Here is a 15,820-nt window from a genome sequence, read left to right as displayed (position 1 = left end):
TCAAAGGTATGTCAGAATACTGACATGGGTCAAGACGGGATCGATCTCGAGACGTCGCTGGGCTACCTGCTCAAGGAGGCCTCCAGCGCGCTGCGCCTCGCGATGGAGGAGGTGCTCCGGCCGCTGGGGATGACCATCACCCACTACTCCTGCCTGGAGCTGCTGGCCCAGCGCCCCGGGCTCTCCAACTCCGAGCTGGCGCGCGGCGCCTTCGTGACCCGGCAGTCGATGAACGTGCTGCTCCAGGCGCTCGAGCGCGACGGCTACGTGACCCGCCCCGCGGCCCCGCCGGTCGGCAAGGCGCTGCCCACCCGGCTCACCGCACGCGGCCGGCGGAGCCTGGAGAAGGCGACGGCCGCGGTCCGCTCCGTCGAGTCGCGGATGCTCGAGGGCCTCAGCGCCGGCGACCAGCAGGAGGCCTTCCGGATGCTGACGAGCATGGTCCGCTCGCTGCGGGAGGGGCCTACGCCAGGGTGAACTCGACCGTCCGGGTGTCGACGTCGGCGACCGTGAGGCGCACGCGTACGTCGGTGCCGAGCGGCAGGTCGCGGTCGGTGGAGACGACCCGGGCCTCGACGTCGGGCTCGTGCACGAGGACGACGCCCCGGTGGAGGTCCTTCTCGTCGACGTCGATCACCACGGCGTCGAACTCCTCCCCCACCCGGTCGGCCAGCACGCGGGCCTCGACCAGGTCGAGCACGGCACGCTCGTAGGAGTGGGCCTTGGCCGCGGACGCCTGGAGCGTCTTGGGCAGGTCGTGCAGCGCGACGTGCACCCAGGCGGGGACGTCGGTGTCGGCGCAGATCGCCAGGCACACCTCGCCGGCGTAGCGGTCGCCGAGGCGGCGCAGCGGCGCGGTGACGTGGGCGTACTCCGACGCGAGCGCGGCGTGCTGCGGGTCCGCGGGGGTCTCGCCGTCGAACGCGACGTACCCGCTGCCGCGGAGCAGGCGGGCGCAGGCGTTGACCATCGCGGCCTGGGCGGGCACGGACGGGTCGAGCGAGCGGATGAAATCGGGATAGAGCTGCTCGGCCGGCCACTCGATGCCGAGCGCGCGGGCGGTGCGGTGGAGCCGCTGGACGTCGTGCGGGTTGGGCGGCGGGAGCACCCGCAGCAGGCCGACCCGGGCGTAGACCATCAGCGCCGCGGCGGCGAAGCCGGTGAGCAGGGAGATCTGGGCGTTCCAGCGCTCGACGGGCAGCTGCTCGCGGAAGTCGAGCCGCCAGCGGTCGCCCTCGACCACGACGTCCTGCTCGGGCAGCGGCAGCGAGACGCCGCCGCGGACGGCCTCGCGCGCCTCGCGGAGCGTGCCGACCTCGCGGAGCAGCACCAGCGACTCCTCGGCGCTGCCGTCGTCGAGGGCGGCCTGCACCTCGTCGTACGTCAGCTGCTGGGTGGAGCGCACCCGCGCCCGCTCGACGTGGACGTCGTGGCGCGCCCCCTCGCTGTCGAGGCGGATCGTCCACAGCAGCGCGGGGCGGACCTCGCCGGGCAGCAGCGACGCGGCGCCCTCGGAGAGCACCTTCGGGTGCAGCGGGACCTTGGAGTCCGCGCCGTACAGGGTCTCGCCGCGGCGGTGCGCCTCCCGGTCCACCGGATCGTCAGGTGCGACGAAGGCGGCGACGTCGGCGATCGCGTAGGAGACGACGTAGCCGTCGCCGTCGCGCGCGATGTGGAGGGCCTGGTCGAGGTCGCGGGCGCCCGGCGGGTCGACGGTCACCAACGGCAGGTCGGTGCGGTCGAGCTCCGGCAGGCGCGGCGACGCGGCGGCCGCCTCCGCTGCCGACTCGACCTCGGGCGGGAAGTCCGGGGTGACCTCGAGGTCGGCCTGGATCTTCGCGATCCCGGCGCGCAGGCTCTCGGCCGCGACCCCGTCGTCGACGGAGCGGACCCGGACGACGCGGTTGCTCGGCATACCGGCACCATAACTGCGTGCTGATTCTGTTGCCCCCCAGCGAGGGCAAGACCGCCGCGCGCCGCGGCAAGTCGCTCGACCTCGCCGCCCTCGACCTGCCCGCCCTGACCCCCGCCCGCGAGCGGGTCCTGGACGCCCTGGTCGAGCTCTGCGAGGGCGATCCCGACGTCGCCGCGAAGACCCTCGGGATCGGCGGCACCCAGCTCGACCTGGTCGCCCTCAACGCCCGGCTCCGCGAAGCACCCACGCAGCGGGCCGACCACGTCTACACCGGGGTCCTCTACGACGCCCTCGACGTCGCCACGCTCTCGACGGCCGCGCGCCGCCGGTCCTCGTCGCGGGTGGCGATCACCTCCAGCCTCTTCGGGCTGGTCCGGCCTGGCGACCGGATCCCGGCCTACCGGCTCTCCGGCGACACCACGCTCCCCGGCCTCGGCCCGGTGGCCGCGGTCTGGCGCGAGCAGCTCGGTCCGGTCGTCACCGAGGCGGTCGGCAACGGCCTGCTCGTCGACCTGCGCAGCGGCACCTACGTCAACTTCTGGAAGCCCGTCGGCGTCCGCTCCGCGACCGTGCGCGTGCTGCACGAGCACCAGGGCGTCCGCAGGGTGGTCAGCCACTTCAACAAGGCCACCAAGGGCCGGATCGTGCGGGCGCTGCTCGAGGACGGCGCGACACCGCGGACGCCGGAGCGGCTGGCCGAGGCGCTGCGCGACCTCGGCTGGGTGGTCGAGGTCGACGGCGCGCGCCTCGACGTGGTCGTCAGCGACCTATAGGACGCTGCTGCCGGGCGGCAGCGCGTTGAAGAGGCGCATCGTCGGGCGCTCGTCGTACCAGCTCAGCACGCTCACCGACGCGGCCGACAGCTCCATCCGGAAGACCGCCTCCAACGGCGCGCCGACCGCCTGGGCGACCAGGATCTTGATCGGCGTGACGTGGCTGACCACGACCACGGTGCGGCCAGCGTGGGTCTCGAGCAGCCGGCCGAGCGCGGCCAGCACCCGCTCCTCGACGCTGCGGAAGGACTCGCCGCCGCCGGGCGCGTGGTCGAGCGAGCCGAGCCAGGTCTTCATCTCGTCGGGGTGGCGCTGCGACACCTCGCCGAAGGTGAGGCCGTCCCAGGTGCCGAACTCCATCTCCGCGAAGCCCGGCTCCTCCTCGATCGTCCGGCCGAGCCGCTCGGCGATGATCTCGGCGGACTCGCGGGTACGGCGGACCGGCGAGGCGACGACCGCGTCGACCCGGTCGGCGAGGGGCGCGAGCCACTCGGCGGCGGCGCGGACCTGGTCGCGGCCCTCGTCGCTGAGGCCGGGGTTGGCGGACGCGAGGCCGCCGGAGAAGCGCTTCTCGGTCGTGTGCGGCGTGGCGCCGTGGCGGACCAGGATCACCGTCGTCGGGGTGCCGGGCGGCGACCAGCCCTGGGCCGGCTCGGCCTTCTCGGCGGCCGGCGGCTCCTCCCCCGCGACCGTGACGCCGGAGCGCTTGCCGTCGAGCGCCTCGTTGGCGAGCCGGTCGGCGTGGGAGTTCTGCGCCCGCGGCACCCAGGTGTACGTCGTACCGGCCGGCGCGAGGCGGGACGCCTCGGCGTGCAGCGGCTTCATGTCGGGGTGCTTGACCTGCCAGCGGCCGGACATCTGCTCGACGACGAGCTTGGAGTCCATCCGGACCTCGACCTCGGCGTCGGGCGCGAGGTCGGCGGCCATCCGCAGGCCGGCGATGAGGCCGGAGTACTCCGCGACGTTGTTGGTCGCGACGCCCAGCGTGGTGCCGTCCTCGGCGATCACCGCGCCGGTGTCGGCGTCCTTGAGGACCGCGCCGTACGCCGCGGGCCCGGGGTTGCCCCGCGAGCCGCCGTCGGCCTCGATCAGGACCCTGCGGGTCACAGCCCCGACTCGGGCGTGCGGACCAGGATCCGCTGGCACTCCTCGCAGCGGACCACCTCGTCGATCGCGAGGCCGCGGATCCGGTTGATCTCACCGGCGTCGAGGGTGAGCCGGCAGCCGCCGCACGCGCGGGCGCGCAGCTCGGCCGCGCCGATGCCGCCCTTCTGCTCGCGCAGCCGCGCGTAGAGCGCCACCAGGTCGTCGGGCAGGCCCTCGGCGGCCGGACCGCGGTCGGTGCTCACGTCGGCGAGGCGGGCGTCGAGGTCGGCGACCTTCTCGTCGCGGGCGACGCGCAGCTCGCCGAGCTTCTCGTCGGTCTCGGCGACCATGCCCTCGAGCTTGGTGAGCTCGCCCTGGGCGTCCTCGAGCCGCTGCATCACCTCGAGCTCGTCGTCCTCGAGGGTCGAGATGCGGCGGTCGAGGGAGACCAGCTCCTGCTGCATCCGCTCGAGGTCCTTGGGGTTGGTGACCAATCCCTGGTCCATGCGGTCGCGGTCGCGCGTGCGCCGGGTCTTGACCGCCTCGACGTCCTGGTCGACCTTCTGCTGCTCCAGGGTCAGGTCGTCGACGGCGATCCGGGCGTCGCGGACCAGGTTGTCCACGTCGCCGCGCTTGGCCTCGAGCTCCGCGATCTCGGCGATCTCCGGCAGCGACGCCCGCTGGTGGCGCAGCTGGTCGGCACGGGAGTCGAGCGCCTGGAGGTCGAGCAGCTTGAGCTGGGCGGCGGGGTCGGCTTTCAGGACGGTCTCCTCTAGACGCGGAACTGCCAGGGGTCGGTCCGGATGGTGCTCACCCGGGTCTCCAAAGTATCTCCCACGGCCTCGCGCAGCCGCGCCTCCACCCGGGGCAGCCAGGTCCACTCGGCCGCCCAGTGCGGGACGTCGACCAGCGCCGGCCCCTGCCGCTCGGCGAACTCGCTCGCCGGGTGGTGCCGCAGGTCGCTGGTGACGTAGACGTCGGCGTCGGTGCCGGCGACCGTGTCGAGGAGGAAGTCGCCCGCCCCGCCACAGACGGCGACCCGGCGTACGACGCGGTCGGGATCGCCCGCCACGCGGGCTCCGACGGCGGTCGCGGGCAGGGCGGCCGACACCGCGGCGGCGAACTTCCCCAGCGTCGTCTCCGGCACCGTCCCGATCCGCCCGGTGCCGGTCGCGGTGAGGCCGGGGTCGGCGAGCTCGACGACGTCGTACGCCGGCTCCTCGTAGGGGTGTGCGGCGAGCATCGCCGCGAGGACGGCGGCCCGCCGCGACCGGGGCAGCACCACCTCGACCCGCTCCTCGTCGACGATCTCGACCCGCCCGACCGCGCCGATCGCGGGCGACGCGCCGTCGAGCGGGCGGAAGCGGCCGACGCCCGGCGTCGAGAAGGAGGCGTGGTCGTAGGCGCCGATCTCGCCGGCGCCCGCCTGGGCGAGCACGGCGCGGAGCCGCTCGGCGTCGTCGCGCGGGGCGAAGACGACGAGCTTGTCGATCGGCGTCGCGGGGGCCGGGACGATCGGCGCGAGGTCGGTGAGCCCGAGCGCCAGCGCCAGCGACTCGGAGACGCCGGTGACGGCCTGGTCGGCATTGGTGTGCGCGGTCAGCAGGGCGCAGTCGACGCCGGCGAGGGTGGCCAGCGTCCGGCCCTTCGGGGTGGTGGCCGGGAAGCCGTGGACGGGCTTGAGGAAGAGCGGGTGGTGCACGACGAGCAGGTCCGCGCCCCAGTCGGCGGCCTCGCGGGCGACCTCGAGCGTCGGGTCGACCGCGAACATCACCTTGCGCACCCCGACGCCCGGGTGCCCGTAGACCAGCCCGACGGCGTCCCAGGAGTCGGCGGTCTCGGGCGGGTACCACGCGTGCAGCAGACCGACGACGTCCTTCAGGGAGGGCATGCCGGGAGGCTATCGGCTCGGATCGGGGACCATGGTGCGCGTGTCAGGCACCGTCGTCGCGCTGTACGTCGCCCCCGAGCACCACGCGCCCATGGAGCCGCGGTCCTCGATCTCCGTGGAGGCCGGCCGGGGTGTGGTCGGCGACCGCTACTTCGGCACCCGCCACCGCCACGTCACCGTGCAGTACGCCGGCGACCTCGACGCGGCCGCCGCCGACCTCGGCGCGCCGGTCGAGCCGGCGATGACGCGTCGTACCGTCACCGTCGACGAGCCCGGCGTGCGCCTGCAGGTCGGCGAGGTGCTGCTCGAGGTGGTCCGGATCGCCGCGCCCTGCAAGATCATGGAGGACAGCATCGGCCCCGGCGGCCGGGTGGCCCTCCGGCGCCGCGGCGGCACCGCCTTCCGCGCCCTCTCCTCCGGCACGATCCGCCTTGGCGACCCGGTCACCTTGATCGACTGACCCAGGTTCACCAAGGGATCAGGTCGAACCCGCGCTTCCCGTGGTGAATTCGTCGAGGAAAGCGTCGGTTCCCCAAGGGATGAAGGCGAAGCCCCCGTGTCGGTTCGCCGTGATCCCTTGGTGAACCCACAGCCATGCGAGCTCAGCGGCAGGGGTCAGTTGACCTGACGCTCGTAGCCCTCCCAGTACGGCGCGCGGAGCTTGAACTTCTGCAGCTTGCCGGTCGCGGTCCGGGCGAGCTCGTCCCGGAACTCCACCGTGGTGGGGGCCTTGTAGCCGGCGGCCTTGTCCTTGCACCAGGCGATCAGCTCGGCCTCGGTGGCCGACTCGCCCTCGGCGAGGACGACGAGGGCCTTGATGGTCTCGCCCCACTTCTCGCTCGGGACGCCGATGACGGCGACCTCGGCGACGGCCGGGTGGGAGAAGAGGACGTCCTCGACCTCGATCGAGGAGACGTTCTCGCCGCCGGTGATGATGACGTCCTTCTTGCGGTCGGAGATCGTCAGGTAGCCGTCGTCGCCGAGCACACCGCCGTCGCCGGTGTGGAACCAGCCGTCGCCGAGCGCCCGCTCGGTCTCCTCGGGCTGGTTCCAGTAGCCCTCGAGCACCACGTTGGAGCGCGCGAGCACCTCGCCGGCCGCCCCAGAATCCTGCTGGGCCTCGTCAGTGGAGATCTGCAGCGTCACGCCGATCGCCGGCGCACCGGCACGGGTCAGCAGCGAGGCCTGCTCCTCGGCCGGCAGGTCGTCCCACTCCGCCCGCACCCGGTTGAAGGTCAGCAGCGGCGAGGTCTCGGTGAGGCCGTAGATCTGGATGAACTCCCAGCCCAGCTCCTCCTGCACCCGGATCACCGTCTTCGTCGGCGGCGGCGCGCCGGCCATGATGATCCGCACCCGGTCGCGCCCGGGGATCTCGCCCTCCCACGTCTGCGCCGCCTCCAGTACAGCGGCCGCCACCGCCGGCGCGGCACACATGACCGTCACGCCGTGGTCGCGGACCCGCCGGAGGATCTCGGCGCCGTCGACCTTGCGGAGCACGATGTGCTGCGCGCCGACGCCGGTCGCGAGGTAGGGCCAGCCCCAGCCGTTGGCGTGGAACATCGGCAGCGTGTGCAGGTAGACGTCGCGGTCCCCCGCCTGGGCGTGCAGGCCGAAGGTGACCGCGTTGGTCCAGATGTTGCGATGGGTGATCTGCACGCCCTTGGGCCGGGCGGTCGTGCCGGAGGTGTAGTTGATGCAGGCGGTGGCGTTCTCGTCGGGCTCCCAGGCCTTCGGCTCCACCCCCGGCGCGGCGTACAGGTCGTCGTCGTTGCCGAGGACGAACTTGAACTCCGCGTCGACCTGCTTGAGCGACGCCTCCAGCTCCGGGTCGATGAGCAGCACCCGTGCGCCGGAGTGCTCGACGATGTAGCTGATCTCGTCGGGCCGCAGCCGGAAGTTCACGGGCACCAGCACCCGCCCCCAGCCGCTGACGCCGAAGAAGGACGTGAGCAGCCGCGCGCTGTTGTGGCTGACCACCGCGACCCGATCGCCCACGGCGAGGCCGAGCTCGTCGAGCTTCGCCGCCTGGCGACGGGCGAGCGCACCCATCTCGGCGTACGTCAGCTCGCCCAGGCTCAACGCCGGCTGATCGGGCTCGTCGATGACGCCGACGCGATCGCCGTAGACCTGCACGGCACGGTTGAGGAAGTCCGAGACGCTGAAGGGCACGATCATGTCGCCACTGTAGTGACGGCCACGTTGCCCCGGGGTTGCTCCGATCCCCGCCCAGGTCGATGAGAGTGCTCTCATCGACCTCTCATGCTGGCCCCACGGTCGGTGATGATGGTGGGGTCATGAAGACGCTGTGGAAGGTCCTGCTCTGCCTCGCGCTCGTCGTCCCGCTCGGGGCGTACGTCGCGGGCTCGCTCGCCGCGGCGTCGGCCGACGACCCGCCGCAGCGCCACGACATCGTGATCCGGGAGAGCCAGCCGACCACGGCCCCGACGCAGCCGACCCGGTCGGCCGGCCCCACGGGCACCCCGACCGACGACGGCGAAGGCGACGATGACGACGCCGACGATGACGACGTCGAGGTGATCACCCCGGAGTACGACGACCTCGACGATGACCACGGCGACGACCACGGCGACGACCACGGCGACGACCACGGCGGCTCCAGCGACGACAGCGGCCACGGCAGCGACGACCACAGCGGGCGGGGCGGTGGCGAGGACTAGCCCCTCCGTCCGGGTCCGGATCACGGCCACCGTCGCGCTGCTCGTGCTCGCGGGCCTCATCGTCGCGGGCGCCGTGGTCTACACGATCGAGTCGCGGCGCCTCGACCAGCAGGTCGACGCCCGGGCCGCCCAGGAGTTCGCCGAGCTCGAGACCCTCCAGGACGCCGGCGGCGCTGCGTCACCGAAGGCGCTGGTCCGAGGCTTCCTGAAGACCAACCTCCCGGACGACGACGAGCTCCTCATCGCCTGGTACGACGACCACGTCGGCGCCCAGTCGCCCGCGTGGAACGCGGTCAGCGGGAGCACCTGGATCGCCGACACGATCCGCCCGCTGCTCGACGACAACGGCACCACCCGCGTCGACTCCGAGTTCGGCGAGCTCCAGGTCGACGTCCAGACCGTGCGCGACGGCGACCGGACCGGCGCGTTGGTCGTGGTCACCTTTCTCGAGCGGGCCCGCGCCGGTCTCCTGGAGACGATGCGCACCTACGTCATCGTCGCCGCGCTCACCCTGCTGCTGGTCACCGCAGCCGCGGCCTGGGTCTCCGGGCGGCTGCTGTCACCGCTGCGCACGCTGCGCGAGACCGCCGATGACATCTCCGCGACCGACCTGTCCCGGCGGCTGCCGGTGACCGGCAACGACGACCTGACCGCCCTGACCCGGACCTTCAACCGGATGCTCGACCGGCTCGAGGCGGCGTTCGTCGGCCAGCGGCAGTTCCTCGACGACGCCGGCCACGAGCTGCGCACCCCGCTCACGGTCCTCAGCGGCCACCTCGAGCTGCTCGACACCACCAGCGAGCGCGACGTCGCCGACACCCGCGCGCTGCTCCTCGACGAGACCGACCGGATGGCCCGCCTCGTCAACGACCTGATCCTGCTCGCCAAGAGCGACCGGCCCGACTTCCTGCGGCCCGGCCCGTTCGACGTCGCCGCGCTGACCTCCGACCTGGCGGCCAAGGCCCGCGGGCTCGGCGAGCGCGCCTGGGCCGTCGACGCGGTGGCCGACGTCAAGGTCGTCGCGGACGAGCAGCGCCTCACCCAGGCGGTGCTCCAGCTCGCCGACAACGCCGTCAAGCACACCTCTCCCGACGACACGGTCGCGATCGGGTCGTCGTACGACGGTCACCTCCTGCGGCTGTGGGTCCGCGACACCGGCCCGGGAGTGCCCGTCGAGGACCGGGAGCGGATCTTTGAACGATTCGGCCGCTCCGACGTACCCCCTGGTGACGAGGGCTTCGGCCTGGGGCTCTCGATCGTCGGGGCCATCGCGCGAGCGCACGGTGGTGACGTGACGGTCGAGGACCCCGAGCAACCCGGGGCCCGGTTCGTGGTCACCGTGCCCGCGGAGCACCTGGAGGAGGACTCATGGCCCGCATCCTGATCGTGGAGGACGAGCGCCGGATCGCGTCGTTCGTGGCGAAGGGGCTGGAGGCCGAGGGCCACCGGACGACCGCGGTCGCCGACGGCCGCGACGGCCTCGACCACGCGCTGAGCGGCGACTACGACCTCGTGGTCCTCGACATCGGGCTGCCGACGATGGACGGCTTCGCGGTGCTCGAGCAGCTGCGCGCCCAGGGCTCGACGGTGCCGGTGATCGTGCTGACCGCCCGCGACTCGGTCGGCGACACCGTCTCCGCGCTCGAGGGCGGCGCGGACGACTACATGCCCAAGCCGTTCCGCTTCGCCGAGCTGATGGCGCGGGTCCGGCTCCGGCTGCGCCACGCGCAGGACGCCACGGCCCGCCCGCAGGAGTCGCTGGACCGCGGCGGCGTCCGCCTGGACGTCCGCACCCGGCGCGCCGACGTCGGCAACCGCGCCGTCGACCTGTCGGCCCGCGAGTTCGCGCTCGCGGAGATGTTCATGCGCAACGCCGGCCAGGTGCTCTCGCGCGAGCAGCTGCTCGACCACGTCTGGGGTCTCGACTTCGACCCGGGCTCCAACGTCGTCGACGTGTACGTCGGCTACCTGCGCCGCAAGCTCGGGGCGGAGTCGATCGAGACGGTCCGCGGGATGGGCTACCGCTTCGCGCGCTGAGCCGTGCCCTCGGTGGTGCCGGGGTCGTCCGGAGCGACGTAGTCGAGGCCGTTGATCGTGACCACGGTCGGCGCGCCGTCGGTGCCCTCCTGGACCTCCAGGGTGACGGTCGTGCCCTCGAGCGCGGTGAGCTCCTCGCGGTTGGTGCCCGTCGTGCCGTCGCCGTCGAAGTCCGCGAGCGCGGTGGTGTCGAGGTAGGTGTCGTCGCCGACGTCGAGCAGCGTGTCGTCGAGGCACCAGGTCGTCGCGTCGCCGGCGCACGGCGCGAGCACGCCGGTGAGCGTGGTGGTCGCCGGGTCCGTGGGGTCGGTCGGGTCGGTCGGGTCCGTGGGGTCGGTCGGGTCCGTGGGGCCTGTCGGATCCGTGGGGTCCGTGGGGTCCGTCGGGTCGGTCGGGTCCGTGGGATCCGTGGGGTCGGTGCCCGGGTCGCTCGGGGTCAGGTGGTCGCCACCGTGGCCGTCGTGGCCGTGCGCCTCGCCGAGGCCCTGCTGGCCGTGCTGACCCTGCTCACCGTGCTGGCCCTGCCCGGAGTGGTGCGCGTGGTGCACCGGCGTCGTGTCCGGCGTCGTGTCCGCGTTCTCCTGCACCCGGATGGCGACGGTGGTGATCGAGCCCGTCGGGACCGCCCCGAAGTCACCCTTCTCGTAGGCCTTCTCGACCGCGAGCACGTCGTCGACGTACCGCTCGGAGGGGTTGTAGCGCATCAGCGCCGTCCGGACCCCCGCGGTGGTGCCGAGGTCGTCGGAGGCGGCGCAGAGGAAGACCGCGGCGCCGAGCGCGGCGTCGTCGATGTCGTCGGCGGAGCGGACGCCGTCACCGTCGGCGTCGACGCCGACGACGGCCCAGGTGCCCGGGAGGAACTGCATCGGGCCGACGGCCCGGTCCCACCGCGCGTTGCCGTCGGTCTGGCCGGCGTCGGTGTCGGCGATCGCCGCGAACGGCCCGGCGCCGTCAAGGACCGGCCCGCGGATGGCGGGGCTCGAGGTGCCGTCGGCGGCGAGCGTCGCGCCGCCGAAGCGCCCGTGGTCGGACTCGATCCGCCCGATCGCGGCCAGCAGCTCCCACCGCAGCCCGCAGCCCTCGTGGACCTGGCTGATCACCGTGACGGCGCGTTGGTACGCCGCGAGCGCGACCGCCGGGATGTCGCTGTCGTCGATCGCACCCTTGCCGGCGGACTTCTCGGCCAGCACCGGGCGGGGGGCGCTCGGCCGCACCGAGGTCACGTCCGGGCCGGTGACGGGGACCGTGGCCGGAGCCGGGAGGACGCCGGTGACGGCGGCGACGGGCTCGGGGGCTGCCTGCGGGGTCACCGCGTCGCGGGGCGCTCCGGAGCCCGTGGCGACGGCCAACGGGATCAGGACGGCCACGGTGGTGGCGCCCACACGGAGCGGACTGGAGGACTTGGGCACGGACGGAGACTCTCAGGTGTCGTTGTGGATCAAAGGTAACCACAGGGAGAACGGACGACGACCCCGAGATACATCTCCACCCCCAACTTTTGAAACCGTACCTCGTGACTAGACAAATGGGGGTCGTTTCCCGAGGACACACCGGCCGGTGATCTCCCAGTGGTGGGATCGGCCCGGCTCAGCGGGTCCTGAGGCCCCCGCCCAGCCGTACCGGCGGCTGCCGGTCGAGCACCGGTTCGAGTGCCTCGGCCACCTCGCGGGGCGCGGGCCGGTCCTCCGGGCGTACGGCGAGGCACGCCTCGAGCGTCGCGGCCACCTCCGGCGGCACGCCGTCCGGGAGCGCCGCCGGCTCGTCGGTCGGCAGGTCGACGGCGCGATAGCCGGCGACGGCCTCGAAGAGGGTCGCGCCGAGGCCCCACACGTCGCTCGCGGCCGACGGCGCGCCGTAGCGGTCCGGGTCCCACTGCTCGGGCGACATGTAGGCGTCCGTGCCGATCCCGCGGGTCCGGGCGGCGTCGTCGGCCCGGCGGGCCACGGAGAGGTCGATCAGCCGGGCCGGCGCGCCCATGATCACGTTGCTCGGCTTGACGTCGAGGTGGACCCAGCCGATCCGCCGCAGGTAGTGCAGCGCGCTGGCGACCTCGATGGCCAGCGGGACGTACTGGTGCTCCTCCAGCGGCCCGTAGCGGCGGACCAGGCTCGAGAGCCGGGGGCCGTCGACCTGCTCGAGCACCAGGTGCGGGAGGTCGCCGCCGGGCACGTGCCGCAGGCCGCGGGCGACGACCGGGTGGTTGACGGCGGCGAGCGCCTCGGCCTCGCGGGCGAGGTCGAGCAGGGTGCGCTCGTCGTGGATGCGGCCGGGCCGGACCGCCTTGACGACGACCGGGGCGTAGGTGACCTCGTCGAAGGCCAGCCACGCCTCGTACGCCGACCCGCCGCCGAGCCGACGGACGGCCGTCAGCTCGGCGGTGATCGGCGCGCCCTCGGGGAAGTCCCAGGACGTCGGCATGGTCAGCCTCGGCCGGAGTGACCGGTCCGGGTCCGGGTCTGGGTGTTGGTGTCGGTCCCGCCGTTGGTGCTGGTGTGGTGGCGGGAGTGGTGTCCGGCGCGGGTGCGGGTCCGGCTCTGGTGGTTGAGCCCGGTGTCGTCGTCATCGTCGTCGTCGACGGTGGTGACGACGACCTGGCTGTCGTCGTCGCGCTTGAAGGCCTTGCCGTGGTGGTGACCGCGGTCGTCGCGGCCGCGGTCGTCGGACCCGTGGTCGGCGAACGCGGTCGGCGCCTGCCACGCGACCAGCCCCGTGGTCACGAGCGCGGCCAGGCCGAGCGTTCCGGTGGTGATCAGCTTGTTGCTCATGGTCGTCTCCTCAGTGTCGGTGTGACTGAGGACGACTCCACCGGGCCGCGGTGAGGTGACCGTGAGGCCGGGATGAGACCGCTCTTACGACGCCGAGCGCCGCCAGGCCAGGAGCTTGCGGGCCGGTGCGTCGGCGACCGGCGACTCGCTCTGCTCCCAGACGCGCCGCCACGGCGCGACCTCGGGGCCGGTCGGGTCCGGTGTCGAGCCGGCGGCGACCCGGCGCCGCGCCTCCCACCAGGTCGAGCGGTCCTCGTCGAGCAGCGCGGCCACGGCGCTCTTGATCCGCGGCGCGAAGTCGCGCACCGACTCCTCCGGCCCCGCGACCAGCGGCTCGCCGAAGCGGATCGTCAGCTGCCGGCGACCCGGCGACGGCCAGCCCTGGCCGCGCGGCATCGCGGCGAAGGTGCCGCGGTGGGCGACCGGGACGACGGGGACGCCGTACTCCTTGGCGAGGTAGGCCGCACCCATCCGGAACTTGCCCATCCAGCCGTCGGTCGACCGGGTGCCCTCGGGGTAGATCACCAGGCTCCAGCCGTCGGCCAGCACCTCGCCCGGGGTCGCGGCCATGGTGCCGCCGCGCCGGTCGATCGGGAAGGTGTTGAAGAGCAGCGAGGAGCCGACCGCGCGCCACCAGGTGTCGAAGAAGTAGTCGGCCGCGGCCGCCACCGCCGTACGCCGGCGCCACTCGTCGGGCAGCGACAGCAGGATCAGCGGGGTGTCGAGGTGGGAGGCGTGGTTGGCCACGAAGATCACCGGCCCGTCGATCCGCGCCAGGACGTCGAGCCCCTCGACGCGGGTGCGGACCTGGGAGCGGAAGAGCGGCTCGAGGCCGGCCTTCTGGGCGACCTCGCGGGCGGCCATCGCCGGCTTGCGACGCGACCACTCGGTCCGGAAGACCGTCGACCGCGACGGCAGCACCCACGGCTCGGCCGACTTCGGCACCTGCGCGCGCCGGCCCCACCGCCAGCCGCGCGCCACCTGGCGCACGTCGTCGACGGACTCCTTGAGGAAGCTCATCGGGGTCCCCGATCGATTGTCGGGCGGAGGAGCGAAGCGGGGGAGCTCGAGAGCCGAGTGGGGTGATTCATCGGACGTCCGCGAGGAGGTGGGGCGGGTTGTGGAGGTAGGTGATCGACGGCGAGGTGCCGAGGGTGTCGGAGGCGATCTCGAGCGCGTCGGCCAGCGTGGTGGCAGCACGGAAGCCCAGCCGGGCCGCGGCCCGCCGGTCCGCGCCGACCCAGATCACCGAGTCGACGTGGTCCATCGCGTGCGCCGCCCAGTACCACATGTAGAACGGGTGGACGCCGTGGTAGGCGTGCGAGGTGCGGTAGAGGTGGATGTACCAGGGGTCGGTCGCGAACTGCTGCTCGTACTTCTCCCCCACGACCGCCGGGTCGGTCGACTCGGCCAGCACCTCCTCGTAGAAGTCGACGTACGACGGGTGGTGCAGCTGGTTGAAGCCCTCGTTGAGCGGGTGGTAGAGGATCACCGCGCCGCCCTTCCGGACGACCGGCTGACCCCGGTAGGAGTTGAAGTAGTAGCCCAGGCCCATGCAGGTCGCCAGGATCGGGTTCATCGAGCTGTTGACGTTGTAGGGGCCGAGGTAGGGCACCCCCATCACGAGGACGTCCGACTGCCCCTGGACCTCGACGAGGTGCTGCTGGTGCACCTTCTGCAGCGTCCGCTCGTGGACCGCCTCGACCTCGCCGGCGTTGACGCCGGTCAGGCCGTAGACCGACCGCATGTCGTGGAACATCTTGTGCCGCATCTTCTGCGGCGCGACCGCCAGGCCCCGGCGTACGCCGAGCATCGTGGCCTGGTCGCGCACCGACCACTCCCACTCGCGCTTCTGGAGGAAGTCGAAGGGCTTGGGGAAGACGTCGTTGTTGAGCGTCGTCTCGATCTGGAAGACCTTGACCGAATCCTTGATGATCCGACCCATCCGCCAGGCGGAGTGGTGCATCGCGGAGTGCTTGTGGTCCATGAAGGAGCGCGAGTGGACCATCGTCTTGGCGTTGTGGTGGTGGCGCAGCGACTTGTACGACGCGAGCCCGATGCCGACCGACTTGTGCCCGCCGTCCATGGCGACGAGGTTGACGTTGACGTAGACGAGCAGGTCGGACTCGGCGGCCCGCTTGCTGATCTCGATGTCCTCGCCCTTGTCGGTGGTGCCGAGGTGGGTGAGGTCGTCGCGGTCCTCGGCGTCGAAGTTGTAGAGGTCGCCCTGGGGGTAGAACGAGCGGAAGACCCGCTCCCCCACGATGTGCCTGAGCTCGGCCGCGGTCATCCGCCGGTGCAGCGCGTTGGCGGCGATCAGCTTCACGTCGTCGACGCCCGCCTCGGCGGCCATGGTGAGGACGTGCTCGATGATCCGGCCGCGGATGTCCGGCGCCTTCATCGTCGGCAGCGGGAGCGAGAGGTCGTCGAACGCGATGGTCAGCTTCATCCCGGAGAAGAGCAGCTCCGGCAGCGGGTCCATGTCGTGCGGGTGCAGCAGCGCCTCGCGGATCGCCTCGTCGACGTCCGGTACGGCGGGGATCGACTCAGGCGGGTAGACGACGCGCGTGCCGAGAGGGAAGCCGTCCTCCAGCCGGAAGCCGAGGCCCTCGTGGACGACGAGCGGCGGGGTGCGGTCGTCCACCTCGAGGACGAAACCGGGGCGACTCATGCTG

Annotated in this window: 16 protein-coding genes; 6 read left to right on the top strand and 10 right to left on the bottom strand. The window is 72.9% G+C overall.

Annotated elements, in window-relative coordinates; translation table 11 throughout:
* Window positions 1-24: 24 nt before the first annotated feature.
* Window positions 25-477 (top strand): MarR family winged helix-turn-helix transcriptional regulator, encoded by a 453-nt coding sequence (locus tag K8U61_RS18995; RefSeq protein ID WP_224124630.1) that lies wholly within the window; start codon window positions 25-27, stop codon window positions 475-477.
* Here the strand turns inward: K8U61_RS18995 and K8U61_RS18990 are convergent.
* Complete coding sequence (locus K8U61_RS18990) at window positions 464-1,915, bottom strand: RNB domain-containing ribonuclease (protein WP_224124629.1); 1,452 nt, start codon at window positions 1,913-1,915, stop codon at window positions 464-466. The two genes, K8U61_RS18995 and K8U61_RS18990, sit on opposite strands and share 14 nt — an antisense overlap.
* Before the next feature lie 17 nt (window positions 1,916-1,932).
* Between K8U61_RS18990 and yaaA the strand changes: the two genes are divergently transcribed.
* On the top strand, window positions 1,933-2,688 hold the full coding sequence (yaaA, locus tag K8U61_RS18985; RefSeq protein ID WP_224124628.1) for a peroxide stress protein YaaA: 756 nt from the start codon (window positions 1,933-1,935) through the stop codon (window positions 2,686-2,688).
* On the opposite strand, the gene K8U61_RS18980 is transcribed toward yaaA, so the two are convergent.
* The 3 genes from K8U61_RS18980 to K8U61_RS18970 are packed head-to-tail and all read right to left on the bottom strand — an operon-like array spanning window position 2,683 to window position 5,665.
* On the bottom strand, window positions 2,683-3,795 hold the full coding sequence (locus K8U61_RS18980) for a bifunctional RNase H/acid phosphatase (RefSeq protein WP_224124627.1): 1,113 nt from the start codon (window positions 3,793-3,795) through the stop codon (window positions 2,683-2,685). The genes yaaA and K8U61_RS18980 overlap by 6 nt on opposite strands.
* Window positions 3,792-4,505, bottom strand: coding sequence for a zinc ribbon domain-containing protein (locus K8U61_RS18975; protein WP_443680388.1), 714 nt, complete (start codon window positions 4,503-4,505; stop codon window positions 3,792-3,794). Before K8U61_RS18975 ends, K8U61_RS18980 begins: the two co-directional genes overlap by 4 nt.
* Before the next feature lie 41 nt (window positions 4,506-4,546).
* Entirely contained in the window at window positions 4,547-5,665 is a 1,119-nt protein-coding gene (locus tag K8U61_RS18970; RefSeq protein WP_224124625.1) for a Nif3-like dinuclear metal center hexameric protein, read from the bottom strand.
* 40 nt (window positions 5,666-5,705) lie between these two features.
* On the opposite strand from K8U61_RS18970, the gene K8U61_RS18965 reads away from it, so the two are divergent.
* The gene (locus tag K8U61_RS18965; protein ID WP_224124624.1) at window positions 5,706-6,125 is read left to right on the top strand and encodes an MOSC domain-containing protein; all 420 of its coding nucleotides are present in this window, start codon (window positions 5,706-5,708) and stop codon (window positions 6,123-6,125) included.
* Between the two features lie 155 nt (window positions 6,126-6,280).
* Here K8U61_RS18965 and K8U61_RS18960 read toward each other — a convergent pair whose 3' ends face one another.
* Window positions 6,281-7,840 carry a long-chain-fatty-acid--CoA ligase gene (locus K8U61_RS18960; protein WP_224124623.1) on the bottom strand — a complete coding sequence of 520 codons (1,560 nt, stop codon included), beginning with the start codon at window positions 7,838-7,840 and terminating at the stop codon, window positions 6,281-6,283.
* Between the two features lie 119 nt (window positions 7,841-7,959).
* On the opposite strand from K8U61_RS18960, the gene K8U61_RS18955 reads away from it, so the two are divergent.
* From K8U61_RS18955 to K8U61_RS18945, 3 genes are read left to right on the top strand one after another with little or no spacing between them, the layout of a single operon-like run.
* Entirely contained in the window at window positions 7,960-8,343 is a 384-nt protein-coding gene (locus tag K8U61_RS18955; RefSeq protein ID WP_224124622.1) for a hypothetical protein, read from the top strand.
* Complete coding sequence (locus K8U61_RS18950; protein ID WP_224124621.1) at window positions 8,330-9,727, top strand: sensor histidine kinase; 1,398 nt, start codon at window positions 8,330-8,332, stop codon at window positions 9,725-9,727. Before K8U61_RS18955 ends, K8U61_RS18950 begins: the two co-directional genes overlap by 14 nt.
* The gene (locus K8U61_RS18945) at window positions 9,712-10,380 is read left to right on the top strand and encodes a response regulator transcription factor (protein WP_224124620.1); all 669 of its coding nucleotides are present in this window, start codon (window positions 9,712-9,714) and stop codon (window positions 10,378-10,380) included. Before K8U61_RS18950 ends, K8U61_RS18945 begins: the two co-directional genes overlap by 16 nt.
* Here K8U61_RS18945 and K8U61_RS18940 read toward each other — a convergent pair.
* The 5 genes from K8U61_RS18940 to larAH all read right to left on the bottom strand — a co-directional run bounded on the left by K8U61_RS18940 (window position 10,362) and on the right by larAH (window position 15,816).
* Entirely contained in the window at window positions 10,362-11,789 is a 1,428-nt protein-coding gene (locus K8U61_RS18940) for a lytic transglycosylase domain-containing protein (RefSeq protein WP_224124619.1), read from the bottom strand. The genes K8U61_RS18945 and K8U61_RS18940 overlap by 19 nt on opposite strands.
* Window positions 11,790-11,967: 178 nt before the next feature.
* Window positions 11,968-12,798, bottom strand: a complete 831-nt coding sequence (locus tag K8U61_RS18935) for a serine/threonine-protein kinase (RefSeq protein WP_224124618.1) — start codon at window positions 12,796-12,798, stop codon at window positions 11,968-11,970.
* A 2-nt stretch (window positions 12,799-12,800) separates the two neighbouring features.
* Window positions 12,801-13,145, bottom strand: coding sequence for a hypothetical protein (locus K8U61_RS18930; protein WP_224124617.1), 345 nt, complete (start codon window positions 13,143-13,145; stop codon window positions 12,801-12,803).
* A gap of 84 nt (window positions 13,146-13,229) precedes the next feature.
* Window positions 13,230-14,165 carry a lysophospholipid acyltransferase family protein gene (locus tag K8U61_RS18925; protein ID WP_224124616.1) on the bottom strand — a complete coding sequence of 312 codons (936 nt, stop codon included), beginning with the start codon at window positions 14,163-14,165 and terminating at the stop codon, window positions 13,230-13,232.
* A 67-nt stretch (window positions 14,166-14,232) separates the two neighbouring features.
* Window positions 14,233-15,816: an NPN-dependent hydroxyacid isomerase, LarAH14/15/16 family gene (larAH, locus tag K8U61_RS18920; protein ID WP_224124615.1), complete on the bottom strand. Its 1,584-nt coding sequence runs from the start codon at window positions 15,814-15,816 to the stop codon at window positions 14,233-14,235.
* Window positions 15,817-15,820 lie beyond the last annotated feature (4 nt).

The sequence above is a fragment of the Nocardioides mangrovi genome, from assembly GCF_020073815.1.
GTDB classification, from domain to species: Bacteria; Actinomycetota; Actinomycetes; order Propionibacteriales; family Nocardioidaceae; genus Nocardioides; species Nocardioides mangrovi.
The sequence above is the reverse complement of the archived record's forward strand: the minus strand, read 5'-3'. Positions and strand labels throughout refer to the sequence as shown.

Coding starts and splice junctions, on each gene's coding strand:
- K8U61_RS18995 (WP_224124630.1), top strand. CDS start 25: ATGGGTCAAGACGGGATCGATCTCGAGACGTCGCTGGGCTACCTGCTC.
- K8U61_RS18990 (WP_224124629.1), bottom strand. CDS start 1,915: ATGCCGAGCAACCGCGTCGTCCGGGTCCGCTCCGTCGACGACGGGGTC.
- K8U61_RS18970 (WP_224124625.1), bottom strand. CDS start 5,665: ATGCCCTCCCTGAAGGACGTCGTCGGTCTGCTGCACGCGTGGTACCCG.
- K8U61_RS18960 (WP_224124623.1), bottom strand. CDS start 7,840: ATGATCGTGCCCTTCAGCGTCTCGGACTTCCTCAACCGTGCCGTGCAG.
- K8U61_RS18955 (WP_224124622.1), top strand. CDS start 7,960: ATGAAGACGCTGTGGAAGGTCCTGCTCTGCCTCGCGCTCGTCGTCCCG.
- K8U61_RS18945 (WP_224124620.1), top strand. CDS start 9,712: ATGGCCCGCATCCTGATCGTGGAGGACGAGCGCCGGATCGCGTCGTTC.
- K8U61_RS18935 (WP_224124618.1), bottom strand. CDS start 12,798: ATGCCGACGTCCTGGGACTTCCCCGAGGGCGCGCCGATCACCGCCGAG.
- K8U61_RS18930 (WP_224124617.1), bottom strand. CDS start 13,145: ATGAGCAACAAGCTGATCACCACCGGAACGCTCGGCCTGGCCGCGCTC.
- K8U61_RS18925 (WP_224124616.1), bottom strand. CDS start 14,165: ATGAGCTTCCTCAAGGAGTCCGTCGACGACGTGCGCCAGGTGGCGCGC.
- larAH (WP_224124615.1), bottom strand. CDS start 15,816: ATGAGTCGCCCCGGTTTCGTCCTCGAGGTGGACGACCGCACCCCGCCG.